This is a genomic window from Streptomyces sp. DH24, from assembly GCF_029813775.1.
Lineage (GTDB): Bacteria > Actinomycetota > Actinomycetes > Streptomycetales > Streptomycetaceae > Streptomyces.
This window is the reverse complement of the sequence record NZ_JARVKW010000058.1, coordinates 1-24,188: the sequence shown is the minus strand read 5'-3', so window position 1 is coordinate 24,188 and position 24,188 is coordinate 1. Positions and strand designations below refer to the sequence as shown.

Sequence of the window (24,188 nt, the reverse complement as noted above, 5' to 3'; positions counted from 1 at the left end):
CACCTGTTCATCGTCCGACGGGGCCGATCGGTTCACACGGATCAGCTCGCGGGCGCCGGCGACACGTCCCCGCCGACGGCGTTGCTGTAGTCGTTGTGCGTGCGGAACTGCTCCGAGAAACGCCCCGCCGACCACCGGTAGGTGATCACGTTCTCGCCGGACGGACTCGACACCGGGTCGCCCTTCTCGTACACCTGCTTGGTCACCACCAGGTCGCCCCGGTCGATCTCCCCGTAGACCGGCGGCTCCTCGGCGCGGAACACGTTCCGGTACGCGCCGCCCTCCAGGCGGTACACGTACGCGCCGACGCCCACCGCGTCGCCGCAGGTCAGCACGTTCACGACGACGTCCTCGGCGGGGCCCCCGGTCAGGTGGCCGTACGACACGTCGACCGGGTACTCGTCGGCCACGCACGGCTTCAGCTCCCGCTTGACCTCCGCCGACACCCGCGGATCGTCCTTCACCAGCCGGACCGCGTCCACCCGGTCGGGGGTCCGCGCCGGACGCGCCGAGGGCACGGCGGCGGCGCTCGAAACGGTGTCGGCGTGCGCCGGGCCCTCGTCGCGGGCGCCGGTGCCGCCGGTCCCGCAGGCGGACACGGAAAGGGCGACGGCGGTGAGCACGGCCCACGCCGTGCTCACCGCCCGGAAGCTGTCCCGTGCCCGTGTGGCACCGGCGCCGGTCAGGCCGCGCAACGCTCCCGCTCCTCACGCTCCAGCGCGCGTGCGTCCAGATCGCGGGCCTGGAGCTCCTCGCGGAGCCGGGCGAGCGCCCGATGCAGCGTGCTCTTGACCGTTCCGGCCGACATGCCGAGGGCGGCGGCCGTCTCCTCCGTTGACATCTGCTCCCAGTGTCGCAGTACGACGACGCTGCGCTGCTTCGGGGCGAGCACCCTCATCACGTCCATCAGCAGGGCGCGGTCCGCGTGCTGCTCGGTGGAGTCGTCCACGGAGGCGTCCGGGAGCTGCTCGGTGGGCACCTCCTCCAGCCTCCGCGCCCGCCACCACTCCGTACGGGTGTTGATCATCACCCGGCGCAGGTAGGCGTCCGCGAGCCGCTTGTCCACGATGCCGTCCCACTTGCCGAACGTCCGTGCCAGCGCCGTCTGCAACAGGTCCTGGGCGTCCACCGGGTCCGGGACCAGGCGCCGGGCGCTGCGCAGCAACGCGTCCTGCCGGGTGCGGACGTACTCCTCGAACTCGAGCACCTCGCCCTGCGCCATGGTGAACCGCCTCCCCTGTCCCCGCGCCGGCCGGCCTGCCGCCGCCGGTCCCACTGCCTGTGATCCGTAGTCGGCCCGGGTCCGCCGGGCACGCGACAGAAGCTACGGACGGCTTGTCACGGCACTGTGCGAGGGAGCCTGCGGGAAACGCGCGGCTGTCCGTCGGTTGTGTAACGGAGGGTGGGGAGGGGCGCGGAGGCGGCCCGGATGGTGCGGCTATAGCGGTTTTAGGAGGCCGTACGAGCCACATGGGAGCCATAGGAGCCATGGGCGCAGTGGGTGCCATGGGCGCCATGGGTGCGATGTCGGCCATGGGCGCCCTGTGAGCCACCGGTGACACGGACGAGTGAGCCCCGGAGGACCCGTGCAGCCGACGGTCGGTCAGGTCAGCGGGAGCCGGTACAGGCCACCCGGCATCGGTTCGACCAGGCCGTCGGCGACGAGTCCGTCCAGTGCCCGGGCGCGCTGCACGGGCTCGTGCCACACGCGGTCGAGGGCGTGCTGCGGCACGGGCGCGTGCGCCTCCCGCAGCACCGCGAGCAGCCGGCCGCGCACCTGGCGGTCGGTGCCGGCGTACGCCTGGCCGCGGCGCGGCGGGCCGTCGTGCTCGGGCTTGCCGGCCAGCCGCCAGGCGCACTGCGCGGCGATCGGGCAGCGGTGGCACTGCTCGTTGCGCGCCGTGCACACCAGCGCGCCGAGCTCCATGGAGGCGGCGGCCCAGCGGGCCGCGGTGCCCTCGTCCTCGGGCAGCAGTTCCCGGGCGAGCCTGCGTTCGGCGGCGGTGGTGGCGTTCGGCGGGTACTGCACGCCGGTGACCGCGCGGGCGAAGACCCGGCGGACGTTGGTGTCCAGCACCGCGTGCCGCTGCCCGTACGCGAACGACGCCACGGCAGCCGCCGTGTACTCGCCGATGCCGGGCAGCGCGAGGAGCTGGGCGTGGTCGGCCGGTACGTCGCCGCCGTGCCGTTCCGCTATGGCGACGGCGGCCCCGTGCAGGCGCAGGGCGCGGCGCGGGTAGCCGAGCCGGCCCCAGGCGCGGACGGCCTCGCCGGGTGCCTCCTTGGCGAGGTCGGCGGGGCGCGGCCAGCGGGCCAGCCACTGCTCGTAGACGGGCAGGACGCGGTTCACCGGGGTCTGCTGGAGCATGAACTCACTGACCATCACCCCCCAGGCACCGGCCTCCGGGCGCCGCCACGGCAGGTCGCGGGCGTGCTCGTCGAACCAGTCGATGACGGGGGAGTGCAGCGGCTCTCCGGCGATCCGCTCGGACGCGGGGTCGGCGGTGCCGCCGTGCGGGGGCTTCGTGGGCGCAGTCATGGCCTTCCGATCCTGCCATGCGGGGGCGGCCCGGCGGGGGCAAGGCGGCGGGCGGGCGGTTCGTGGTGTGTGGGGGCGGCCCGCATCGGAGGCGGGTGGTGTGTGGTGTGCGCCTCGGTGGGAGGGGCGCTCGCGGGGAGGAGGCGGATGTGAGGAGTGCGCGGTGTGTGAGGTGTCCGGGTGAGTGGCGGCGGTGGTGCGCGGTGGTCCGGGGCGCCGGTGCGGGCGGGGTGCCACCGGTCGGGTTGTGCGCGGGCGCCCGTGCGGGGCGCCGGGGAAACCCGTGCGCGTGATCGCGCCGCCCCGGCGAGTCGTGTGGGGCGTGATGGCGGCAGCCGTGGCGTGAGTGGTGGGCGTGATGTCGGCAGCCGTGGCCGTCAGTGATGTGGGGCGTCACGTCGGCAGCCGTGGCGGTGAGTGGTGGGTCGTGCTGAGTGGCGTCGGGCGCCCGGTCCGGCCACCGCCGGGCCGCCGGTCCGGTCACGCGCTGCGATCCCCGCGTAACCGCCCCTGACGAAAGTCAGGGGCGTGGGGGGTGTTTGCAAGATGATGATCCGGAAAAGTTGTGGACCAGGGCGGCGGGTGGGACAAGCGAAGGCCCCGATCTCTCGTACAGTTTGCGCCGTGGGATCTCTGCGCAATCCGGTCGGGCCGCTTCCCTCCTCCATCTACTGGCGACGGAGGGCCGTACTCCTGTCCGTCGTCGCCCTGTTGGCGTTGCTGATCACCTGGGTCGTCACTGCGGGTGGCGGGGGCGGGGACGGCAGCCGGAACGGGGCCAACGGCAAGAATCCCGCGCCCACGATCACTCCGGGACCGTCGAGTTCCGGCCCGGCGATCAGTCAGGCGCCGGGCGGGCGGGACGAGTCGGAGGGCGGGGACTCCAGCGGCTCCGGTGAGGGTTCCGGCGACGGCTCCGGGGACGAGTCCGGGGGCGGGGCCGGTTCGGGCGGTGGCTCCGGGGCGGCCGACGGCGGCAACGGTGACGCGGGTGGCGCCGGCGGTGCCGGTGGCGGTGGCGGCTCCGGGACCGGTGTCGGCACGGGGTCCGGTGACACGGTTCCTGCCGGGTCCACGTTGCCCAACTGCACGCCCGGCGCTGTGAAGCTGAGCCTGCGCAGCCTCCGCAACACCTACGAGCCCGGGCAGACGCCGACCTTCGTGCTGGCCGCGCGGAACATCTCCGGCAGCGACTGCAAGATCGACCTCGGGCCGAGGAACGCCGTGCTGACGATCACTCAGGCCACCGCCGACGACGCGTTCTGGGCGTCGGAGCACTGTCCCAAGAGCGTGGGCAGCCGCCTGTACCGGGTGCCCGCCAACAGCGGCATCACGTACACCGTGAAGTGGGACCGCAGCCCCAGCGCCCCGAAGTGCGCCACCCCCAAGGCCGGGTCGGCCAAGGCGGGCACGTACCTGGTGGAGGCGAAGGCGCCCGGATTCGCGAAGGTACAGACGTCGTTCGTGCTCGAAGCCGACTAGGCCGTCTCCGCGGTGTGGCGTCGTCGCCCGGAGCGCGGCAGGCGCCACGTCGCGGACAAGGCCCACAGGGCTGTTGCGGACGTCCCGGCCCCGCGGTGCCGGGGCGGCTCGGCAGGGTCAGACGTAGCGTTCCAGGATCGACGACTCAGCCAGCCTCGACAGGCCCTCCCTGACGCTGCGGGCCCGGGCCTCGCCCACGCCGTCCACGGTCTGGAGGTCGTCCACGCTCGCGGCCAGGAGCTTCTGGAGGCCGCCGAAGTGTTCCACCAGGCGGTCGATGATGGCGCCCGGCAGGCGGGGCACCTTGGCCAGCAGGCGGAAGCCACGGGGGGAGACCGCCGAGTCGAGCGTCTCGGGGGAGCCGGTGTAGCCCAACGCGCGGGCCACCGTGGACAGTTCGAGCAGTTCGGCGTGGCTGAGCTTGTCCAGCTCGGCCAGGGCCTCCTCGACCGTGCGGGAGCGCTTGGCGGTCGGCTCGGGGACGTAGTCCCGGACGACCAGTTCGCGCTCGGGCTCGACGCCCGCGATCAACTCGTCCAGCTGGAGGGCGAGGAGACGTCCGTCGGTGCCCAGCTCCACCACGTACTCGGCGATCTCCGTGGCGATACGGCGCACCATCTCCAGGCGCTGCGCGACCGCCGACACGTCCCGGACGGTCACCAGGTCCTCGATCTCCAGCGCCGACAGCGTGCCCGCGACCTCGTCGAGGCGGAGCTTGTAGCGCTCCAGGGTCGCCAGCGCCTGGTTGGCGCGCGACAGGATCGCCGCGGAGTCCTCCAGGACGCGACGCTGGCCGTCGACGTAGAGGGCGATCAGGCGCATGGACTGGGAGACGGAGACGACCGGGAAACCGACCTGCTTGGAGACGCGGTCCGCCGTGCGGTGCCGGGTGCCGGTCTCCTCCGTGGGGATCGTCGGGTCCGGGAGCAGCTGGACGCCCGCCCGGAGGATCTTCGACAGGTCGGAGGAGAGCACGATGCCGCCGTCGAGCTTGCACAGCTCGCGCAGCCGCGTCGCCGTGAACTCGACGTCCAGGACGAATCCGCCCGTGCACATCGACTCGACGGTCTTGTCGGAGCCGAGCACGATGAGACCGCCCGTGTTGCCGCGAAGGACGCGTTCCAGGCCGTCACGCAGCGGTGTGCCGGGAGCCACGGCGCTCAGCGAGGCGCGCATCAGGCCATCGGAACCGGCACTCCCACCGGACTTTCCGGGAGCTGCTGCCCGGTCGTTGGCTGCCACTGCACTCCTCCGGTCACAGGTTCTGGGGCGCTCCCGTGTCGCACACTCGGTCGTACGGACGGGCGAGACCAGGGCAAAGTCTACCGGCGGTCCGTCTCCTCCCGGGGGGCCTCTCGGCGACGGGAGCGCGGAAGGACCCGGAGGGCGTCCCCTATGTCCGCGACTTCCAGGACCTTCATACCGGCCGGGATCTTCCCCGGATCGCCCGGTACCAGGGCGTGCGTGAAGCCCAGGCGGTGCGCTTCCGCGAGCCTGCGCTGCACGCCCGTGACGCGTCTCACCTCGCCCGCGAGGCCGACCTCGCCGATCGCCACGAGGTTCTTCGGCAGCGGGGTGTCGCTCGCGGCCGACGCCAGGGCGAGGGCGACGGCCAGGTCGGCGGCCGGCTCGGACAGCTTCACACCGCCGACCGTGGCGGAGTAAATGTCCCGTTTGCCCAAGGCGCTGATCCGGCCGCGCTGTTCCAGTACGGCGAGCATCATCGACACGCGCGAGGTCTCCAGACCTGACGTCGTGCGGCGCGGGGACGGGATCTGCGAGTCGACCGTGAGCGCCTGGACCTCGGCGACCAGCGGGCGGCGGCCCTCCAGGGTGACGGTCAGGCAGGTGCCGGGCACGGGCTCGGCGCGGCGGGTCAGGAACAGGCCGCTCGGGTCGGTCAGGCCCGTGATGCCCTCGTCGTGCAGCTCGAAGCAGCCGACCTCGTCCGTCGTGCCGTAGCGGTTCTTGACACCGCGTACGAGGCGCAGGCGCGCGTGACGGTCGCCCTCGAAGTGCAGCACCACGTCCACGAGGTGCTCCAGCAGGCGCGGGCCCGCGATCGTGCCGTCCTTGGTGACGTGGCCCACCAGGAGGGTGGACATCCCGCGTTCCTTGGACGCCCGGATGAGCGCCCCCGCCACCTCCCGCACCTGGGCCATGCCGCCGGGTGCACCGTCGATCTCCGGGGAGGCGACCGTCTGCACCGAGTCGAGGATCAGCAGGGACGGCTTGACCGCGTCCAAGTGGCCCAGCACGGCCGCCAGGTCGGTCTCGGCCGCGAGATACAGGTGGTCGTCGATGGCCTTGATGCGGTCGGCGCGCAGCCGGACCTGGCTCGCCGACTCCTCGCCCGTCACGTACAGCGTCTTGTGCTCCTCGCTGGCCGACTTGGCCGCCACGTCGAGCAGGAGCGTGGACTTGCCGACGCCCGGCTCGCCCGCGACGAGCACCACCGCGCCGGGCACCAGGCCGCCACCGAGCACCCGGTCCAGCTCGGGCACGCCGGTGGAGCGGGCCGTGGCCTGCTTGCCGTCGACCTGGCCGATGGGCAGGGCGGACGTGGTGACGCGCCCCGGCGCCGTCGTACGGACCGCGGGCGTGCCGTATTCGTCGATGGTGCCCCAGGCCTGGCATTCGGGGCAGCGGCCGAGCCACTTGGCCGTCTGCCAGCCGCACTCGGTGCAGCGGTAGGACGGGCGGTCCTTGGTGGTCTTCGTACGGGCAGCCATGGGTGCACCGTAGCCCCCGGCACCGACAACGGGCCGTCCGATCCCCACCGGCGCGCACCGGCCGCCCGCTGCGAACGGGCCGCCGAGGCCGTGACGCTCCTCGAACAACTGGCCCCGGCCCCCTTATGAGGGATCGTTTCACCCGTACGGATTAAAAGTGCTCAAGGGGGAGGAAGGGGGCGTCCACCGGCGCCTACGGTCGCCGGATGATGAGCAGCAGTCCGCAGACCCCGACCCGCACGACCGGCGCGCACCGGGCGCGCCGGGAGGCGCGCGACCACGCGGCGGCCCGTACGTTGGCGGAACGGCCGCCCGCTCGCTACGAGCCGTATCTCGACGGCCTGTTCACCTACTGCCTGTCCGTGCTGTGCGACCACGACGCGGCCACCGCCGCCCTCGGCGACGTCCTCGCGCTCGCCGAGCGGCGCGGCCGGCACGTCCCGGAGTCGGCCGGTGACCGCCGGGCCTGGCTGTACGCCCTGGCCCGCTGGTCGTGCCTGCGCAAGCTCGCCGCGGCTCAGCAGAAACGTCCGGGCACCCACGCGGCGGGCCGGTCCGGCGCCGGCCGGCAACGGGCGGAACGGTCCACCGGGCCGGCCGTACCGGAGGACGTCCAGCAGCACCGCCGCCACGAACTCGCCCTGCTGGCCTGGCCCGAGGCAGCCGGGATCACCCCGGAGCAGCGCGAGGCGCTCGAACTCGCCGTGCGCCACCACCTCGCCCCGCACGAGGTCGCGGCCGTCGTCGGCATGGAACCGGCCGCCGCCAAGGAGCTCCTCGCCGCCGCCGCCTGCGAGGTCGAGCGCACGCGCGCGGCCCTCGCCGTCGTGGAGACCGGCACCTGCCCGAGCGTGGCCCACCTCACGGGCGACAACCAGCTCGTCCTCAGCTCGGCGCTGCGCCGCGAACTCGTCCGGCACGTCGACGACTGCCCGCGCTGCCGCCGCACGGCCGAGCGCGCCATCCCCGGCCGCTGGCCGGGCACCGCCGTCACGCCCGCCGAACTGCCCCTGCTGGTCGCGCCCCGCGCCGCCCTGCACGCCGCGATGGCGCACGCCACGCGCGCGCGTGGGCACGCCCCGCGCTTCGACCGGCGCGGATTCCCGATGGACCCGCGGGACCGGGCCGCCCGGCGGGACCGGCTGCGCACGCGTGCCGTCACGACGACCGTCGTCGCCACGGTCGTCGCCGCGCCCGTGCTCGCCCTGTGGGCGGCCTACCGCGGCACCCCGGTCGGCGAGGCCGAGGGCGGCCACTCGGCCGGCGCGCCAGACGCACACGGCCCGGGCGCGCTCGACGGGGAGACGGCGGGCGGCTCCGAGAACGCCGGCAACGCCAGCACCCCCGACGGCCGGTTCGGGCGCGGCGGCCCCGACGTGTCCGTGGAGGTCGTCAGCGTCACGGGCAGCGGCAAGAAGGGCGCGGCGGCCCTGGCGGTGACGGCCGGGCACAGCGGCGACACCACGCTGATCACCCTCACCGCGACCGGCTCGGCGCCGGTGCGCTGGTCGGCGTCCACGCGGGCGTCCTGGCTGTACCTGAGCCAGTCCTCGGGCACGCTGCGGCCCGGCCAGACGCTGACGGTCAAGGTGTACGTCGACCATCTGCGCGAGCCGTCCGGGTACTGGAGCGCGCGCGTCGCCGTCGCCCCGGCGGGCTCGGTCGTCTCCATCGAGGGGTACGGCACGGCGCCCAGCCCGTCCGACCCGGGCCCCCGTCCCGCCCCGGTGCCGAGCAGTCCGGGCGGCCCGCCGCCGAGCCCGTCGCCGACGCCGTCCGCCCCGGCCCCCCCGGAGCCCACGCCGAGCGAGCCGACCGACCCGCCGTCGTCGCCGCCGGAGGCGTCGCCGAGTGAGCCGTCGCCGTCCGGCTCGGGCGGTTCGTCACCGCCGCCGAGCGGCAGCGGTGCGCCGAGTCCGTCGACGTCGTAGCGGAGGTCCCGGTGACCGGCGGGGGGCCGGTCGGCGGGGTGCGCCGGGTGAGCCGACCGGCCGGCCGTCGTCGTCCCCGGAGGCGCCGCCGTTCGGCTCGGGCGGCGTCGTGGCGAAAGGCTCTCGTGGCCGGCGGGTGTGCGGTCCGGCGGCGGGGTCCGCGGGGTGAGCCGTCGCCGTTCGGGCCGGGTGGCGTCGTAGCGAAAGACCCTCGTGGCCGACAGGTGTCCGGTTCAGCCGGTTCAGCCGGTGGGGTCCGCCGGGTGCGGTGCCAGGAGGGGCAGCTGTGAGGACAGGCGCTGCTCGCACAGCTCGACCAGGCGGTCGTAGCCGGCCTTGCCCATCAGCTCGGTCAGCTCCGCCCGGTAGGACACGTACACCGGGTCGCCCGCGCCGTGCGCGGAGGTCGCCGACGTGCACCACCAGTGCAGGTCGTGGCCGCCCGGACCCCAGCCGCGCCGGTCGTACTCGCCGATCGACACCTGCAGCACGCGCGTGTCGTCGGGCCGGTCGATCCAGTCGTACGTCCGCCGGACCGGCAGCTGCCAGCACACGTCCGGCTTGGTCTCCAGCGGCTCGCGGCCCTCCCGCAGCGCCAGGATGTGCAGCGAGCAGCCCGCGCCGCCGGAGAACCCGGGCCGGTTCTGGAAGATGCACGAGCCCTGGAAGGGGCGGGTCTGCCGGGAGCCCTCGTCGTCCACGGCGGTCCAGCCGCCCCGCACGCCCTCGGCGTGGTTCTGCCAGATGTCCGGCGTGAGCCTCGCCACGTGCCCGGCGACCCGGCGCTCGTCGTCCTCGTCGGAGAAGTGGGCGCCCAGCGTGCAGCACCCGTCGTCCGCGCGGCCCGCCTGGATGCCCTGGCAGCCGCTGCCGAAGATGCAGCTCCAGCGAGAGGTCAGCCATGTCAGATCGCAGCGGAAGACCTGCTCGTCGTCCGCCGGATCGGGAAACTCCACCCACGCGCGGGCGAAGTCGATCCCCTTCTCGTCGCCCACCGGAGCCTGCTGCTCCGCTCCCGGCACGGTCACCTGCGAAGAACCCATGGCCGAACCGGCCTTCCCGGCCACCTTGTCCTTCTTGCGGAGTTTGGCGCTCTTGTCGTTCTCGCTGTTCTTGCCGGTCTTGCCGTTCTTGTCGCTCTTGCCGTTCTTCGCCTTGTTCGTCTTTGGCACCCGACCAGGGTAAGTCGCCCGGCACCCCTGGCGGGACCGCTCTCGCCACCCACGCGGGGGCCGCGGGCCGCGCGGCGGGCAGTAGCGTTCCGTACATGAGACTCGGTGTCCTCGACGTGGGATCGAACACGGTGCATCTGCTGGTGGTGGACGCACACCCGGGCGCGCGCCCGCTGCCCGCGCACTCGCACAAGGCGGACCTGCGCCTGGCCCAACTCCTCGACGACGACGGGGCGATCGGCCCCGAGGGCGTCGACAAGCTGGTCGCGGTCGTCCAGGCGGCCCTGGTGGCCGCCGAGGACAAGGGCGTCGAGGACCTGCTGCCGTTCGCGACCTCCGCCGTGCGGGAGGCCCGCAACGCCGACGACGTGCTCGCACGCGTGCGTGCCGAGACCGGCGTCGAGCTCACCGTCCTCACCGGCGCCGAGGAGGCCCGGCTCACCTTCCTCGCCGTCCGCCGCTGGTTCGGCTGGTCGGCCGGGAAGCTCCTCGTCCTGGACATCGGCGGCGGCTCCCTGGAGATCGCGTACGGCATCGACGAGGAGCCCGACGCGGCCGTGTCGCTGCCGCTCGGCGCGGGCCGCCTGACCGCCGCCTGGCTGCCCGGCGACCCGCCCGACGCGCAGGACGTCAGGGCGCTGCGCCGCCATGTCCGTACGGAGATCGCCCGTACGGTCGGGGAGATAGCCCGCTTCGGCGCGCCCGACCACGTCGTGGCGACGTCCAAGACGTTCAGGCAGCTGGCCCGCATAGCCGGCGCCGCCCGCTCCGCCGAGGGCCTGTACGTGCAGCGCGAGCTGAAGCGGCAGTCCGTGGAGGCCTGGGTGCCGCGCCTGGCCGGTATGACCGCCGCCGAGCGCGCCGAACTCCCGGGCGTCTCGGAGGGCAGGGCGGGCCAGCTCCTCGCGGGCGCGCTGGTCGCCGAGGGCGCGATGGACCTGTTCGGCGTGGAGTCGGTGGAGATCTGCCCGTGGGCGCTCAGGGAGGGCATCATCCTGCGCCGACTCGACCACATGCCCGCGGAGTGACACCGCGGTGACCGGGGTGACCGCGCGGCCGGCCGGCACGGGTCCGTGGCAAACACCACAACGGCCAGGAGGCACCCCGCGTCCGCGCCACCGCACCCCGTAATCTGTCCACCATGGCAGAGCCAGTCGTGCGCGTCCCGGATGCGAAGGTCGCCCTGTCCACGGCCTCCGTGTATCCGGAGTCGACGGCGACGGCCTTCGAGATCGCCGCACGCCTCGGGTACGACGGGGTCGAGGTCATGGTGTGGACCGACCCGGTCAGCCAGGACATCGAGGCGCTGCGCAGACTCAGCGACTACCACCGCATCCCGGTCCTCGCCGTGCACGCGCCCTGCCTGCTGATCACGCAGCGGGTGTGGTCCACGGACCCGTGGACCAAGCTCCAGCGGGCCCGGGCGGCGGCCGAGAAGCTCGGCGCGAGCACGGTCGTCGTGCATCCGCCGTTCCGCTGGCAGCGGCAGTACGCGCGCGACTTCGTCGACGGCATCTGGCGCATGGCGAACGAGACCGACGTGCGGTTCGCCGTCGAGAACATGTACCCCTGGCGCTACCGCGACCGCGAGATGCTGGCCTACGCCCCCGACTGGGACGTCACCAAGGACGACTACCGGCACTTCACGATCGACCTCAGCCACACCGCGACCGCCCGCTCCGACGCGCTCGAGATGGTCGACCGGATGGGCGACCGGCTCGGTCACGTCCACCTCGCGGACGGCCGGGGCTCCGCCAAGGACGAGCACCTTGTCCCGGGCCGCGGCACCCAGCCCTGCGCCGAGCTGCTGGAGCGCCTGGCCCTGACCGGTTTCGACGGTCACGTCGTCATCGAGGTCAACACCCGCCGCGCCATGTCGAGCGCCGAGCGGGAGGCCGACCTCGCCGAGGCGCTCGCGTTCACGCGCCTGCACCTGGCGTCGGCGGCACGGGTGCAGCGGCGATGACCGACGCCGAGCCGGCGACGCACGGCACGGGCGACGCCCCCACGGCGGCCCCCGCACCCGGCCGGCGCCGGGGCCGGCCGCCGCGCACGGAGTCCGGCGACACCCGGGGCCGCATCCTCACCGCCGCCCGCGAGGAGTTCTCCGAGCGCGGCTACGAGAAGACGTCCGTGCGCGGCATCGCCAAGGCGGCCGGCGTCGACCCGGCGCTCGTGCATCACTACTTCGGTACCAAGGAACAGGTCTTCGAAGCGGCCGTCGAGGTGGCCTTCGCGCCCGCCCTGAAGGTCCGCGACGAGGTCCTCGAAGGGCCGCTCGACGGTGTCGGCGAGCGGCTGACCCGCATGTTCTTCGGACTGTGGGAGAACCCGGTGACCCGGCCCCCGCTGCTGGCGATCGTCCGCTCGGCCGTCAACAACGAGGCCGCCGCGGCCGTGTTCCGGCGCCTGATCGCCACCCAGCTGCTGCGCCGCGTCGCCGACCGGCTCGACCTGCCGGACGCGCAGCTGCGCGCCGAGCTGGCCGCGGCGCAGCTCGTCGGGGTCGCCATGATCCGGTACGTGATCAAGGTGGAGCCGCTGGCCACGGCCGATCCGGAGCAGATCGTCGCGCGCGTGGCGCCGGTGGTGCAGGGGCATCTGACCGGACCCTGAGCCGGGCCCGCGCGGCTGAGACGTTCGTCCCGCGATCCGGACACGTTGTCCGCTCTCCGGATGACGGGCGTACGCTCGACGGGAGTCACAACTCTCCGAAGGAGCGAGCGACGATGCCCGAGCTGAGGTCCCGCACAGTCACCCACGGCCGCAACATGGCGGGCGCCCGCGCCCTTATGCGCGCCTCCGGTGTACCCGGTGCGGACATCGGCCGCAAGCCGATCATCGCGGTCGCCAACAGCTTCACCGAGTTCGTCCCCGGCCACACCCACCTGGCGCCGGTCGGCCGCATCGTCAGCGAGGCGGTCGTCGAGGCGGGCGGCATCCCGCGCGAGTTCAACACGATCGCCGTCGACGACGGCATCGCGATGGGCCACGGCGGCATGCTGTACAGCCTGCCGTCGCGCGACCTGATCGCGGACAGCGTGGAGTACATGGTCGAGGCCCACTGCGCCGACGCCCTGATCTGCATCTCCAACTGCGACAAGATCACCCCGGGCATGCTCAACGCGGCCCTGCGCCTGAACATCCCCACGGTCTTCGTCTCCGGCGGCCCGATGGAGTCCGGCCGGGCCACCCTGGTCGACGGCACGGTCCGCACGCTGGACCTGGTCGACGCCATGGTCGAGGCGGCCAACGACAAGGTGTCCGACGCGGACGTCCTCCGCATCGAGGAGAACGCCTGTCCGACCTGCGGCTCCTGTTCCGGCATGTTCACCGCCAACTCGATGAACTGCCTGACCGAGGCGATCGGCCTGTCCCTGCCGGGCAACGGCACGGTGCTGGCCACGCACACCGCCCGCAAGCAGCTGTACGTGCGTGCGGCGCGGACGGTCATGGACCTCACCCGCCGCTACTACGAGCAGGACGACGACACGGTCCTGCCCCGCTCGATCGCGTCCGTCGCCGCCTTCGAGAACGCGATGGCCCTCGACATCGCGATGGGCGGCTCGACCAACACGATCCTGCACCTGCTCGCCGCCGCCCAGGAGGCGGAGGTGCCGTTCGGTCTCACCGAGATCGACGCCCTGTCGCGCCGCGTGCCGTGCCTGGCGAAGGTCGCGCCGAACGTCGCCAAGCACCGCACGTACTACATGGAGGACGTGCACCGCGCGGGCGGCATCCCGGCCCTGCTCGGCGAACTGCACCGCGCCGGCCTGCTGAACGAGGACGTCAACTCGGTCCACAGCCCGTCCCTGTCCGACTGGCTCAAGACGTGGGACATCCGCGGCGGCTCCCCGTCGCCGGAGGCGGTGGAGATGTGGCACGCGGCCCCCGGCTGCGTCCGTTCCGCGGAGGCCTTCTCCCAGTCGGAGCGCTGGGACACGCTGGACGAGGACGCGGAGGGCGGCTGCATCCGCTCCGCCGAGCACGCGTACTCCAAGGACGGCGGCCTGGCGGTGCTGCGCGGCAACCTGGCGGTCGACGGCTGCGTCGTGAAGACGGCCGGCGTCGACGAGTCCATCTGGACCTTCGAGGGTCCCGCGGTGGTCTGCGAGTCGCAGGAGGAGGCCGTCGAGAAGATCCTCACCAAGCAGGTCAAGGAGGGCGACGTCGTCGTCATCCGCTACGAGGGCCCCAAGGGCGGCCCCGGCATGCAGGAGATGCTCTACCCGACCTCGTACCTCAAGAGCCGCGGCCTGGGCAAGGCCTGCGCCCTGGTCACCGACGGCCGTTTCTCCGGCGGCACGTCCGGCCTGTCCATCGGCCACGCCTCCCCGGAGGCGGCCTCCGGCGGCACGATCGCGCTGGTCGAGGACGGCGACCGGATCCGCATCGACATCCCCGGCCGCGCGATCGAGCTCCTGGTCGACGACGCCGAGCTGGCCCGCCGCGAGCAGGCGCTGAACGGCGCGTACGCCCCGAGGAACCGCGAGCGCAAGGTCTCGGCGGCCCTGCGGGCCTACGCGGCGATGGCCACGAGCGCGGACAAGGGCGCGGTGCGGGACGTGACGAAGCTGGGCTGACGCCCCAGGCACGGATCACGAGGGGCTGCCTCCGGCACGGATCAGGAAGGCCGCCCCCGGCACGGATCACGAAGGGCCGCCTCCGCGCGACGGGGGCGGCCCTTCGTGATCCGTGCCGGGCGGGCGGGAACCAGGCCGAGCGATCCGGGCGGGCGGGGCCTACCAGGCCGAAGGGCTGCGCCCGTCGACGGCGAAGACGGTGCCGTCGGGCGCGGTGGCGTAGACGGCCGGGCCGGCCATGCGGGGCCTGGGCAGCGTGGCGACGAGCCGGTCCGCGTTGCCGCCCAGGCGGGCCCGCGTCTGGCCGAGGAGACGGCCGTCTACGGCGTCCACCGCGAGCAGGCGTCCGTCGGCACCGGTGAAGTACACGTGCCGCCCGTCGGTGACGGGCGCCGACCCCCGGTTCACGGACGTCTCCAGCGACCACCGCTGCGTGGCCGAGCCCATGTCGACGACCGCCAGGGAACCGCCGAGGCCCAGCAGACAGACGAGGTCCCCGCGCACCGTGGCCTGCGCCTGCTCCAGCGGGACGCTCAGGGCCACCCGCCGGGCAGTGCCGGACTCCGGGTCGTAGCGGACGACGCTGCCGACTTCCCCGTAGTTGCCGCTGCCGGCCAGCAGGACGACGCTGCCGTCCGCGATGCCGACGGGCGTCAACTCGCCCTTCAGGCGCACATCCCAGCGCACGTCGCCGGTGTCCGGGTCCACCGCCGTGACCCGGGTCCGCGTCCCGCCGTCCGCCGGGGCCGCCGACAGGGCGTACGGAGCGCCGTCGAACGAGGCGAAGTACGGACTGCGCACGTCCGCGACCCGCCGGGTCCACCTGGCCTCGCCGGTCCTGCTGTCCACGCCGGTGACCCGCCCGTCGGCGGCGGTCAGCAGCAGCATGCCGCCCGCGTGGCGGGAGGCGCGGTAGGCGGAGACGTCCAGCTCCCACACCCGCCTGCCGGAGGCCGGGTCGACGGCCTCCAGACGGCTCCCGGCGTGCGTCCGCACGTGCGCGTACCCGCCCGAGAAGACCGGCGCCTCCGAGAGATCGCCGGCACCGTCGAGGGCACGTCGCCACAGCACACGGCCGTCCGCCGGATCGAGCGCGCTGAGCTGTCCCGGCCGCACGCACACCAGACGCTCGGCGCCGTACGCGCACCGGGGCATGCCCGGTTTCCCGGACGCCGGCGCGGCCGTCCAGGGACGGAAGTCGCCCGAGGGGGCGGAGGCGCCCGCCGGGGTCTGACGCGGCCCGGGGGAGGCGTCGTCCACCAGCAGGTAGGCGGTGCCGGCGCCGGTGACCAGCGCCAGCGCCGTGGCGGCCAGCAGCGCGGCGCGCTTGCGGGGCAGGCGCGGGGCGGCGGGCGCGGACCCGGCGGCGCGGGGCTTCGGCGGCGACGCGCCCTCCCCGGTCCGCTGGGCCGGTATGAACGCCTGCGTGTCGTACGACGCCGCGACCGACCGCAGTGCGCGCATCAGCTCGTCCGGCGTGGGCCGTTCGCCGGGCTCCTTGGCGAGGCAGCGCAGCACGAGCGGGGCCAGTTCGTCCGGCACGCCGCTCAAGTCGGGCTCGTCGTGGACGACCTGGTAGGCGACGACGTAGGGACTGTCGGAGTCGAACGGCCCCCGCCCGGTCGCCGCGTGCACCAGCACCGACCCCAGCGCGAAGACGTCGGCGGCGGGCCCCACCTCGCGCGGTCGCCGGAACTGCTCCGGCGCCATGAACGGCGGCGTGCCGATCAACTTGCCCGTCTCGGTACGCAGTTCGCTGTCCTTCGGCCGGGAAATGCCGAAGTCGATGACTTTCGGCCCGTCCTCGGCGAGCAGGACGTTGCTCGGCTTGAGGTCCCGGTGCACCACGCCGACCCGGTGGATGTCGCGCAGCGCCTCGGCCAGCCCGGCCATTAGCCGGCGCAGCTGGGCGGCGTCCATCGGCCCGTTCCGCTTCACGTGCTCGGCGAGGGTCGGGCCGGGAATGAACAGCGTGGCCATCCAAGGCCGTTCGCCCTCCGGATCGGCGTCCACGACGGGCGCGGTGAAGGCACCGCTCACCCTGCGCGCCGCCGCCACCTCCTGCCGGAAACGTCCCCTGAACTCGGGATCGCGGGCGAACTCGGCATGCACGACCTTCACCGCGAGCTTCATCCCGGAGGTGCTGCGCGCCAGATGCACGACACCCATGCCGCCCGACCCGAGACAGGATTCGAGACGGTAGTGACCGGCGTACTCCGGAAGTTCCGTTTCCGCGCCCGCTCCGGCGTTCCGCTGTGGCGCCATGGGACCACCCCCGTGTTTCGTCCGCGCGCGCGACGCTCGGAGCCTAGTCGATGACTCGTTCGGGACAGAGGGGGCTTGCTAGCCTCCCCGTGCGAGTCGCCCACAGGTGTCCGTGGCGTGATTCGGGGGTATCAACGCGACCCCATGGCGTCATGGGGTGCAACGGGGGAGGTTCTTCATGTCTGTCAACCATGCCGAAGCGGCCGAAAACGGCCCGGCGGAGTCCGTGGCGATGGCCGAGACCACGGCGACCCGCTACTACTCGATCGCCCCGGGCTACCGCGTCAACGTCCGCAGCGGCCCCGGCACCAACTACCCGATCATCAAGGTCCTGCCCGAGGGCACTCGGGTCGCCATCAACTGCCAGTCCCCGGGCACCTGGGTCACCGGCCCGTACGGCACGTCGAACATCTGGGACAACATCGCCAACGGCCAGTTCATCTCGGACACCTACGTCAACACGGGCAGCGACGGCTACATCCGCCCGCGCTGTGCCTAGGCCGCGTCCGCGAAGCGGGCCGGCGGCACGGCACCTGCCGTGCGACGCCCGGTGCGGCCCGGGCCGGACACGGCGTCGGACCTGACCTGTCGTGCGGATCGGCCTGGCCGTGAGGTCCGGCGCACCTGACCTGTCGTGCGGGCCGGCCCGGCCGTGAGCTGCGGTGCGTCCCGGTCGTGAGGTGGTGCGGATCGGCTCGGCCTTCGAGGTGGGGCGCGGCCTGGCTGTGAGGTGCGGTGCGTCCGGGTCGTGAGGTGCGGATTGGTTCAGCCGTGAGATGCGGCGTGTCCCGGTCGGCCGGAGCGTGCCGGGCCCCGCGCCGCCGGGACGATCCACACGGCAAGGACCGAGCCCGGCCCGGGTCCGCGGGCGTACGGAGCCATAATCGTCGCGTGAGCGCAGCGAACGGCATCCCGGAGCACCCCGCGGGCCCGGCGGAACCGGCCGACGGCACCGTCCCGGCCGGGCCCCGCCCCGAGCCCCTCCGCTTCTTCGGCACGACCTGGCTGCACCACGACCGCGGCTACGCCGCCCGCCGCGTCGCCGCCTCCGTCGGCTCGCTGGCCCTGACCGCCGGCTCCTGCCTCGTCCTGCGCTTGGCCCACGAAGGCCTGCGGATCGCCGACACCGGCACCTTCGTCACGCTGCTCACGGCACTGGTGTTCGCCGTCTGCACCGCCCTGGCCTTCAGTCACACCTGGGGAGCGTTCGGCCGACGCCCCGACCCCGAGCGCCGGTCCGCCCTGCGGGGCCTGCTCGCCATCGGCTTCGTCGGCTCCCTCCTCGCGTACTTCGTCCGCTCCCTCGTCGAGGCCCCGGGCGAAAAACTCCACCGCGAGGAGTACGAGGCGGCTCTCGCCCGGCACGAGAAGCGCGCGTCCCGCCGCTCGGGCAACCCGGTGAAGAGGAGCCCCGGCCGCCGGGGCTGACCGTTCCCCCACGGCTGCCACGCTCCGCGCACAGCCGCCTGCGCTCATCCCGAGGCCGCTCACCCCGAGGCCGGTCGCGCCGCCGTGCCGTCATGCCGTCGGACCCTGAACCGCCGGATCGCCGAGGACCCCGGACCGCCGGACCGCCGAGGACCCCGCATCCGCGCCCGGCCCGGCCCAGCCCGGCCCGCCCCACCCCATCCCATCCCCGCTCAGCCCCGCCCCACCCTCCTTGACGCCTCCCACTCCCAGGAGCATTATTCCTCACATGATGAATTATGGTTCCCCCGCTCCCGACCCCCCAGCCGTCCACGCCACCGGCCTCACCGTCGTCCGCGGCCCCCGCACCGTCCTGCGCGCCCTGGACTTCACCGTCCCCCGCGGCCGGATCACCGGCCTGCTCGGCCCCTCCGGCTGCGGCAAGTCCACGCTGATGCGCGCGATCGTCGGCACCCAGGCCAAGGTCACCGGCACCCTCGACGTCCTCGGCCGCCCCGCCGGGCACCCCACCCTGCGCAACCGCGTCGGCTACGTGACCCAGGCCCCGTCCGTCTACGACGACCTCACCGTCCGCCAGAACCTCGACTACTTCGCCGCGATCCTCGACCCGGGCCGGGCGGCGGCCGAGCGCCGCCACGAGAACGTCACCCGGGCCATCGCCGACGTCGACCTCACCAGCCACGCCGACGCCCTCGCCGGCAACCTCTCCGGCGGCCAGCGCAACCGCGTCTCCCTCGCCGTCGCCCTGCTCGGCGCGCCCGAACTCCTCGTCCTCGACGAACCCACCGTCGGCCTCGACCCCGTCCTGCGCCGCGACCTGTGGGCCCTCTTCCACGCCATCGCCGCCGACCGCGGCGCCACCCTCCTCGTCTCCTCCCACGTCATGGACGAGGCCGAGCGCTGCCACCGCCTCATGCTCATGCGCGAGGGCGAGATCCTCGCCGAGGACACCCCGGACGCCCTGCGCACCCGTACCGGCACCGACACCGTCGAGGCCGCCTTCCTCCACCTCGTGGACGAGGCGGCGGCGGCAGGCCGCGACAAGGAGCGGATCCGATGACCACCACGCCCACCGTCACGCACCCCGCCGCCGCGCCCCGTGCCCTGAACGCGTCCCGCACCGCGGCCACCGCCGCCCGGGTCCTGCGCCAGCTGCGCCACGACCCGCGCACCATCGCGCTGATGATCCTGGTCCCCTGCCTGATGCTGCTCCTGCTGCGCTACGTCTTCGACGGCAGCCCCCGCACCTTCGACAGCATCGGTGCCTCCCTGCTCGGGATCTTCCCGCTGATCACGATGTTCCTGGTGACGTCCATCGCCACCCTGCGCGAACGCACCTCCGGCACCCTCGAACGCCTCCTCGCCATGCCGCTCGGCAAGGGCGACCTCATCGCGGGCTACGCCCTCGCCTTCGGCGCGCTCGCCGTCGTCCAGTCCGCCCTCGCCACGGGCCTGGCGGTCTGGCTCCTGGGCCTCGACGTCACCGGCAGCCCCTGGCTCCTGCTCCTGGTGGCCCTGCTCGACGCCCTGCTCGGCACGGCCCTCGGCCTCTTCGTCTCGGCCTTCGCGGCCTCCGAGTTCCAGGCGGTGCAGTTCATGCCGGCGGTGATCTTCCCCCAGCTCCTCCTCTGCGGCCTGTTCACCCCGCGCGACAGGATGCACCCCGCCCTGGAGGCCGTCTCCGACGCGCTCCCCATGTCCTACGCGGTCGACGGCATGAACGAGGTCCTCCACCACACCGACATGACGACAGCCTTCGTACGGGACGTCCTGATCGTCGCCGGCTGCGCGCTGCTCGTGCTCGGCCTGGGCGCGGCCACCCTCCGCCGCCGCACCCAGTGACCTGCGGCAGACCACGCCGCTCGGGCGGCACCGGGCGGGCGCGGGCGGCACTGCGCAGCGCTGGGCTGCGAGAGCCCTCCGTCCGGTGCCGCCCCCGCCCGCCCCGGCCCGGCGTCCGCCCACCGGACAACCCAGCCACCGGCCCACCCCCGGTGCGAGGATGAACCTGGACGACGCAACCCCCGGAGGGCCCCGCACCATGACCCAGAAAGTCGCAGTCCTCGGCACCGGCAAGATCGGCGAAGCCCTGCTCAGCGGAATGATCCGGGCCGGCTGGGCCCCGGCCGACCTCCTGGTCACCGCCCGCCGCCCGGAACGCGCCGAGGAACTCCGCACCCGTTACGGCGTCACCCCCGTCAGCAACGCGGAGGCCGCCAAGACCGCCGACACCCTGATCCTCACGGTCAAGCCGCAGGACATGGGCAGCCTCCTCGACGAACTCGCCCCGCACGTCCCCGCCGACCGCCTGATCGTCAGCGGCGCCGCCGGCATCCCGACCGCCTTCTTCGAGGAGCGCCTCGCCCCCGGCACCCCCGTGGTCCGCGTCATGACGAACACGCCCGCCCTCGTGGACGAGGCCATGTCCGTCATCTCCGCCGGCAGTCACGCCACCGCCGAACACCTCGCCCACGCCGAGGAGATCTTCGGCGCCGTCGGCAAGACCCTCCGCGTCCCCGAGTCGCAGCAGGACGCCTGCACGGCCCTCTCCGGATCGGGACCGGCGTACTTCTTCTACCTGGTCGAGGCCATGACCGACGCCGGCATCCTGCTCGGCCTGCCCCGCGACAAGGCCCACGACCTGATCGTCCAGTCCGCGATCGGCGCCGCCACGATGCTCCGCGACAGCGGCGAACACCCGGTCAAGCTCCGCGAGAACGTCACGTCCCCCGCGGGCACCACCATCAACGCCATCCGCGAACTGGAGAACCACGGCGTACGGGCCGCCCTCATCGCCGCCCTCGAAGCCGCCCGCGACCGCAGCCGCGAACTGGCCTCCGGCAGCAGCTGACCCGCCCGCCGGGGGCGGTCACCTCGCCGCGGCCACGACCTCCGCCGTGTTCACCACCCGTGCGAACCCGCCCCCGTGCAGCGACACCGCCGCCGCCCGCGCCACCTCGTCCGCGCCCAGCCGCCAGCCGAACGGCCCAGCCAGGTCGAACGTGTACGTCGCGTCGAACGCCACCACCACGTCGTACCCCAGGTTCCCGCCCATCCGCGCGGTCGTCTCCACGCACATGTTGGTCTGGATCCCGGCCAGCACGACCTGCGAGATCCCCGCCCCCTTCAGCCAGGCGTCCAGATCCGGCGTCCCGTAGAAGGCCGAGTTCACGCTCTTCGCCACCAGCAGCTCGCCACCGGCCCCCTTCCCGCGCCGCTGTGCCACGTACTCCTTGAAGTCGTTGCCCGCCTGCCCCGGCCGCAGGGGCGACCCCGGCTGCACCGAGTCGTGCCGCACGAACACCACCGGCCGCCCCGACGCCTGCCACACGTCGATCAGCGCCGCGATGTTGCCGTCGGCCTCCGGATGGTTCCGCGGCCCCCAGAAGGCCTGCTCCTCGAAGCCCTTCTGCACGTCCACGACCACCAGCGCTGCGTTCTCCGCGATCTCCATGCCCTCGATCCTGCCGCCCGCACACCGCCCGCCCCAGAGGGTCAAAAGACATCGATCGATGGTTTACTGCCAGGCATGTACCGCGTGGCACTCGTCGCCTTCCCCGGCATCCGCGCCTTCGACGTCTCCGTCATCACCGAGGTCTGGGGCGCCGACCGCACCGACCGCGGCGCCCCCGCCTTCGACCTGCGCCGCGTCGCCCCCGACACCACCACCCCGGTCCCGATGCGCGGCGGCCTCACCCTCCAGCCCGACCGCACCCTGAGCTGGCTCGACCGCGCCGACCTGGTCGTCGTCCCCGGCCTCGACGACCACCTCACCCCGGCACCGGCCCCCGTCCTCGCCGCCCTGCGCCGGGCCCACGCGCGCGGCACCACCATCGCCGCGCTCTGCGGAGGCGCCTTCACCCTCGCCCAGGCCGGACTCCTCGACGGCCGCCGCGCCATCACCCACTGGAACCTCGTCGGCCTCCTGCGCACCCACCACCCCCGCGTCACCGTCGTCCCGGGCGCGCTGTTCATCGAGGACGACAACCTGTGGACCGCCGCCGGTACGGCAGCAGGCATCGACCTGTGCCTCCACCTCGTCCGCACCGCCCACGGCGCCGAGGCCGCCGCCACCATCGCCCGCGCCATGGTCACGGCCCCCTTCCGCGCCGGCACCCAGGCCCAGTTCATCGAGCGCCCCACCCCGCGCGCGGACCGCGACGCCGACGCCCTCGCCGCCGTACGCGACCACGCCCTGCGCCACCTGCACGAACCGCTCACCGTCGCCGCCCTGGCCGCCCGCGCCGGCATGGCCCCGCGCACCTTCGCCCGCCACTTCACGGCCGAGACCGGCACCACCCCGCTGCGCTGGCTGCTCGACCAGCGCCTCGCCGCCGCGCAGAAACTCCTCGAACGCACCGACCTCCCCATGCCCGAGGTCGCCCGCCGCGCCGGCTTCGGCAGCGAGGTCACGATGCGCCAGCACTTCGCCTCGCGCCTCGCCACCAGCCCGCGCGCCTACCGGGCCGCGTTCAGCACGGCCTCCGCCCCGGAAACGGCCGGCAACAGCCCGATCGCGCGATAGGCCGCGTCCACCGTCGGCCGCGCCATCGCCCTGGCCCGCTCCGCGCCGTCCCGCAGCACCTCCTCCACGTGACCGGGATCCGCGCACAGCTCCCGGTGCCGCTCCTGCACGGGCCTGAGCACCTCGACCACGGCCTCCGCGGTGTCCTTCTTCAACGCGCCGTACGACGCGTACGCACCGCTCAGATCCGCCGGGTCCCCTCCCGAGCACGCCGCGAGGATCTCCAGCAGATTCGCCACCCCGGGCCGCGCCTCCGGGTCGTAGACGACCTCGCGCCCGCTGTCGGTCACGGCGCGCATCACCTTCTTGCGGATCACGTCCGGCTCGTCCAGCAGATAGACGATGCCCGGCCCGGAGTCGTCGGACTTGCCCATCTTCGACGTTGGCTCCTGCAGGTTCATCACCCGCGCCGCCACCTTCGGCACCGTCGTCCGCGGCACCACGAACGTGCGCCCGTACCGGTGGTTGAACCGCGCCGCGAGATCCCGCGCCAGCTCCACGTGCTGCGCCTGGTCCTCGCCCACCGGCACCTCGTCGGTCCCGTAGGCGAGGATGTCCGCCGCCATCAGCACGGGGTACGTGAGCAGCGACAGCCGCACACTCCCGCCGCGCTCCCGCTCGCGCACGGACTTCTCCTTGTACTGGATCATCCGCCGCATCTCCCCGTCGGTGGCGACGCACTCCAGTACGTACGACAGCCGGGCGTGCTCGTCCACATGACTCTGCACGAACACGGTGCACAGCCGCGGATCGAGCCCGGCGGCGAGCAACAGCGTCGCCGCCTGCCGACTGAGCCGTCGCACCCGCGCCGGATCGTGGTCCACGGTCAGGGCGTGCAGATCCACGACGCAGAACAGCGCGTCGGCCCGGTGCTGGTCGACCGCGGCCCACTGCCGCATCGCCCCCAGGTAGTTCCCCAGCGTCAGATGCCCGGTCGGCTTGACCCCGCTGAAGACCCGCTTCATCTCTCCACTCATCTCTCCACCTCCTGGTCGGGACCGCCGCTACCGGCCGGCCGGCCTCCGGAGGGAGAAACGAGAACGGCCGCCGAAGCGGCGGCCGTTGAGTGCATACGTGCGTACGGCCGCCGTCAGGCGGCCCACCAGAACTGGGTGCACGTACGCGTCGTCACGCGTCCCAGAGTACGACGCAAGGGTGCCGTCCGCAGCGAAGTTGACACGCCCGGGGTCCCTCCGTACTGTTCTCCGAGTTGTCCGACGTGAGCGCCGACTCCGGTCGGTCCCCGGACAGCCATTCCGCAAGTACCACCACTACTCGGTGACAGTCGTGTCTGCGTCTGCCGTCGTTTCATTGGCATGTGTATTCGCGAAATGAGGAATCCGCGTTCGAAAGGACGCAGGCCCCCGATTCGCTCGGGAGCCGGGAATCCGCTAAAGTCTCACTCGTCGGAACGGCCCAAGGGCCGGGAAGACAAACCCCGCTGACTGGGGGTCAGGCCGAGAAAAGGATCTGATAGAGTCGGAAACGCAAGACCGAAGGGAAGCGCCCGGAGGAAAGCCCGAGAGGGTGA

Annotated in this window: 21 protein-coding genes; 12 read left to right on the top strand and 9 right to left on the bottom strand. The window is 73.4% G+C overall.

The window, feature by feature from the left end; all coding sequences use genetic code 11:
• Positions 1–41: 41 nt before the first annotated feature.
• The 3 genes from QC282_RS29950 to QC282_RS29940 form a co-directional block, all read right to left on the bottom strand.
• Positions 42–695 carry a hypothetical protein gene (locus tag QC282_RS29950; protein ID WP_279552717.1) on the bottom strand — a complete coding sequence of 218 codons (654 nt, stop codon included), beginning with the start codon at positions 693–695 and terminating at the stop codon, positions 42–44.
• Positions 683–1,222, bottom strand: a complete 540-nt coding sequence (locus tag QC282_RS29945) for a SigE family RNA polymerase sigma factor (protein ID WP_279552716.1) — start codon at positions 1,220–1,222, stop codon at positions 683–685. The genes QC282_RS29950 and QC282_RS29945 overlap by 13 nt, the downstream gene beginning before the upstream one ends.
• A 381-nt stretch (positions 1,223–1,603) precedes the next feature.
• On the bottom strand, positions 1,604–2,539 hold the full coding sequence (locus tag QC282_RS29940) for an A/G-specific adenine glycosylase (RefSeq protein ID WP_279552715.1): 936 nt from the start codon (positions 2,537–2,539) through the stop codon (positions 1,604–1,606).
• A 624-nt stretch (positions 2,540–3,163) separates the two neighbouring features.
• On the opposite strand from QC282_RS29940, the gene QC282_RS29935 reads away from it, so the two are divergent.
• On the top strand, positions 3,164–4,021 hold the full coding sequence (locus QC282_RS29935) for a hypothetical protein (protein ID WP_279552714.1): 858 nt from the start codon (positions 3,164–3,166) through the stop codon (positions 4,019–4,021).
• A gap of 117 nt (positions 4,022–4,138) precedes the next feature.
• Here the strand turns inward: QC282_RS29935 and disA are convergent, their stop codons facing one another.
• Entirely contained in the window at positions 4,139–5,263 is a 1,125-nt protein-coding gene (gene disA / locus QC282_RS29930; RefSeq protein ID WP_279552713.1) for a DNA integrity scanning diadenylate cyclase DisA, read from the bottom strand.
• A gap of 80 nt (positions 5,264–5,343) precedes the next feature.
• Entirely contained in the window at positions 5,344–6,753 is a 1,410-nt protein-coding gene (radA, locus tag QC282_RS29925) for a DNA repair protein RadA (protein ID WP_279552712.1), read from the bottom strand.
• Positions 6,754–6,959: 206 nt separating this feature from the next.
• Here radA and QC282_RS29920 point away from each other — a divergent pair, with 206 nt between their 5' ends.
• Positions 6,960–8,684 carry a hypothetical protein gene (locus tag QC282_RS29920; RefSeq protein ID WP_279552711.1) on the top strand — a complete coding sequence of 575 codons (1,725 nt, stop codon included), beginning with the start codon at positions 6,960–6,962 and terminating at the stop codon, positions 8,682–8,684.
• A gap of 242 nt (positions 8,685–8,926) precedes the next feature.
• Here QC282_RS29920 and QC282_RS29915 read toward each other — a convergent pair whose 3' ends face one another.
• Positions 8,927–9,727, bottom strand: a complete 801-nt coding sequence (locus QC282_RS29915; RefSeq protein ID WP_279552733.1) for a hypothetical protein — start codon at positions 9,725–9,727, stop codon at positions 8,927–8,929.
• Between the two features lie 224 nt (positions 9,728–9,951).
• Between QC282_RS29915 and QC282_RS29910 the strand changes: the two genes are divergently transcribed.
• From QC282_RS29910 to ilvD, 4 genes are all read left to right on the top strand, one after another.
• The gene (locus tag QC282_RS29910) at positions 9,952–10,884 is read left to right on the top strand and encodes a Ppx/GppA phosphatase family protein (protein ID WP_279552710.1); all 933 of its coding nucleotides are present in this window, start codon (positions 9,952–9,954) and stop codon (positions 10,882–10,884) included.
• 113 nt (positions 10,885–10,997) lie between these two features.
• Positions 10,998–11,822 (top strand): sugar phosphate isomerase/epimerase, encoded by an 825-nt coding sequence (locus tag QC282_RS29905; protein ID WP_279552709.1) that lies wholly within the window; start codon positions 10,998–11,000, stop codon positions 11,820–11,822.
• Positions 11,819–12,472 carry a TetR family transcriptional regulator gene (locus QC282_RS29900; RefSeq protein ID WP_279552708.1) on the top strand — a complete coding sequence of 218 codons (654 nt, stop codon included), beginning with the start codon at positions 11,819–11,821 and terminating at the stop codon, positions 12,470–12,472. The genes QC282_RS29905 and QC282_RS29900 overlap by 4 nt, the downstream gene beginning before the upstream one ends.
• Positions 12,473–12,585: 113 nt before the next feature.
• Entirely contained in the window at positions 12,586–14,439 is a 1,854-nt protein-coding gene (gene ilvD / locus QC282_RS29895; RefSeq protein ID WP_279552707.1) for a dihydroxy-acid dehydratase, read from the top strand.
• A gap of 159 nt (positions 14,440–14,598) precedes the next feature.
• Here the strand turns inward: ilvD and QC282_RS29890 are convergent, their stop codons facing one another.
• A complete protein-coding gene (locus QC282_RS29890) occupies positions 14,599–16,704 on the bottom strand; it encodes a serine/threonine-protein kinase (RefSeq protein ID WP_279552706.1) in 2,106 nt (701 codons plus the stop codon).
• Positions 16,705–16,936: 232 nt separating this feature from the next.
• On the opposite strand from QC282_RS29890, the gene QC282_RS29885 reads away from it, so the two are divergent.
• From QC282_RS29885 to proC, 5 genes are all read left to right on the top strand, one after another.
• Positions 16,937–17,203, top strand: a complete 267-nt coding sequence (locus QC282_RS29885; RefSeq protein WP_279552732.1) for an SH3 domain-containing protein — start codon at positions 16,937–16,939, stop codon at positions 17,201–17,203.
• Between the two features lie 410 nt (positions 17,204–17,613).
• Positions 17,614–18,132 carry an EamA/RhaT family transporter gene (locus QC282_RS29880; RefSeq protein ID WP_279552731.1) on the top strand — a complete coding sequence of 173 codons (519 nt, stop codon included), beginning with the start codon at positions 17,614–17,616 and terminating at the stop codon, positions 18,130–18,132.
• A gap of 268 nt (positions 18,133–18,400) precedes the next feature.
• On the top strand, positions 18,401–19,192 hold the full coding sequence (locus tag QC282_RS29875; protein ID WP_279552705.1) for an ABC transporter ATP-binding protein: 792 nt from the start codon (positions 18,401–18,403) through the stop codon (positions 19,190–19,192).
• Entirely contained in the window at positions 19,189–19,974 is a 786-nt protein-coding gene (locus QC282_RS29870) for an ABC transporter permease (RefSeq protein ID WP_279552704.1), read from the top strand. Before QC282_RS29875 ends, QC282_RS29870 begins: the two co-directional genes overlap by 4 nt.
• A 199-nt stretch (positions 19,975–20,173) precedes the next feature.
• Complete coding sequence (gene proC, locus QC282_RS29865) at positions 20,174–20,983, top strand: pyrroline-5-carboxylate reductase (protein ID WP_279552703.1); 810 nt, start codon at positions 20,174–20,176, stop codon at positions 20,981–20,983.
• An 18-nt stretch (positions 20,984–21,001) separates the two neighbouring features.
• Here the strand turns inward: proC and QC282_RS29860 are convergent, their stop codons facing one another.
• A complete protein-coding gene (locus QC282_RS29860; RefSeq protein WP_279552702.1) occupies positions 21,002–21,586 on the bottom strand; it encodes a cysteine hydrolase family protein in 585 nt (194 codons plus the stop codon).
• A gap of 75 nt (positions 21,587–21,661) precedes the next feature.
• On the opposite strand from QC282_RS29860, the gene QC282_RS29855 reads away from it, so the two are divergent.
• Positions 21,662–22,657, top strand: coding sequence for a GlxA family transcriptional regulator (locus QC282_RS29855; protein ID WP_279552701.1), 996 nt, complete (start codon positions 21,662–21,664; stop codon positions 22,655–22,657).
• Here the strand turns inward: QC282_RS29855 and trpS are convergent.
• Positions 22,591–23,622, bottom strand: coding sequence for a tryptophan--tRNA ligase (gene trpS / locus QC282_RS29850; protein WP_279552730.1), 1,032 nt, complete (start codon positions 23,620–23,622; stop codon positions 22,591–22,593). The genes QC282_RS29855 and trpS overlap by 67 nt on opposite strands.
• Positions 23,623–24,188 lie beyond the last annotated feature (566 nt).

What these genes read in the sequence shown, in the direction of transcription:
- proC (WP_279552703.1), top strand. Translation starts at nt 20,174, where the DNA reads ATGACCCAGAAAGTCGCAGTCCTCGGCACCGGCAAGATCGGCGAAGCC.
- QC282_RS29885 (WP_279552732.1), top strand. Translation starts at nt 16,937, where the DNA reads ATGGCCGAGACCACGGCGACCCGCTACTACTCGATCGCCCCGGGCTAC.
- QC282_RS29860 (WP_279552702.1), bottom strand. Translation starts at nt 21,586, where the DNA reads ATGGAGATCGCGGAGAACGCAGCGCTGGTGGTCGTGGACGTGCAGAAG.
- QC282_RS29875 (WP_279552705.1), top strand. Translation starts at nt 18,401, where the DNA reads ATGATGAATTATGGTTCCCCCGCTCCCGACCCCCCAGCCGTCCACGCC.
- QC282_RS29900 (WP_279552708.1), top strand. Translation starts at nt 11,819, where the DNA reads ATGACCGACGCCGAGCCGGCGACGCACGGCACGGGCGACGCCCCCACG.
- QC282_RS29890 (WP_279552706.1), bottom strand. Translation starts at nt 16,704, where the DNA reads ATGGCGCCACAGCGGAACGCCGGAGCGGGCGCGGAAACGGAACTTCCG.
- ilvD (WP_279552707.1), top strand. Translation starts at nt 12,586, where the DNA reads ATGCCCGAGCTGAGGTCCCGCACAGTCACCCACGGCCGCAACATGGCG.
- QC282_RS29920 (WP_279552711.1), top strand. Translation starts at nt 6,960, where the DNA reads ATGATGAGCAGCAGTCCGCAGACCCCGACCCGCACGACCGGCGCGCAC.
- QC282_RS29855 (WP_279552701.1), top strand. Translation starts at nt 21,662, where the DNA reads ATGTACCGCGTGGCACTCGTCGCCTTCCCCGGCATCCGCGCCTTCGAC.
- QC282_RS29905 (WP_279552709.1), top strand. Translation starts at nt 10,998, where the DNA reads ATGGCAGAGCCAGTCGTGCGCGTCCCGGATGCGAAGGTCGCCCTGTCC.
- QC282_RS29870 (WP_279552704.1), top strand. Translation starts at nt 19,189, where the DNA reads ATGACCACCACGCCCACCGTCACGCACCCCGCCGCCGCGCCCCGTGCC.
- trpS (WP_279552730.1), bottom strand. Translation starts at nt 23,622, where the DNA reads ATGAAGCGGGTCTTCAGCGGGGTCAAGCCGACCGGGCATCTGACGCTG.
- QC282_RS29945 (WP_279552716.1), bottom strand. Translation starts at nt 1,222, where the DNA reads ATGGCGCAGGGCGAGGTGCTCGAGTTCGAGGAGTACGTCCGCACCCGG.
- radA (WP_279552712.1), bottom strand. Translation starts at nt 6,753, where the DNA reads ATGGCTGCCCGTACGAAGACCACCAAGGACCGCCCGTCCTACCGCTGC.
- QC282_RS29940 (WP_279552715.1), bottom strand. Translation starts at nt 2,539, where the DNA reads ATGACTGCGCCCACGAAGCCCCCGCACGGCGGCACCGCCGACCCCGCG.
- QC282_RS29910 (WP_279552710.1), top strand. Translation starts at nt 9,952, where the DNA reads ATGAGACTCGGTGTCCTCGACGTGGGATCGAACACGGTGCATCTGCTG.
- QC282_RS29915 (WP_279552733.1), bottom strand. Translation starts at nt 9,727, where the DNA reads ATGGGTTCTTCGCAGGTGACCGTGCCGGGAGCGGAGCAGCAGGCTCCG.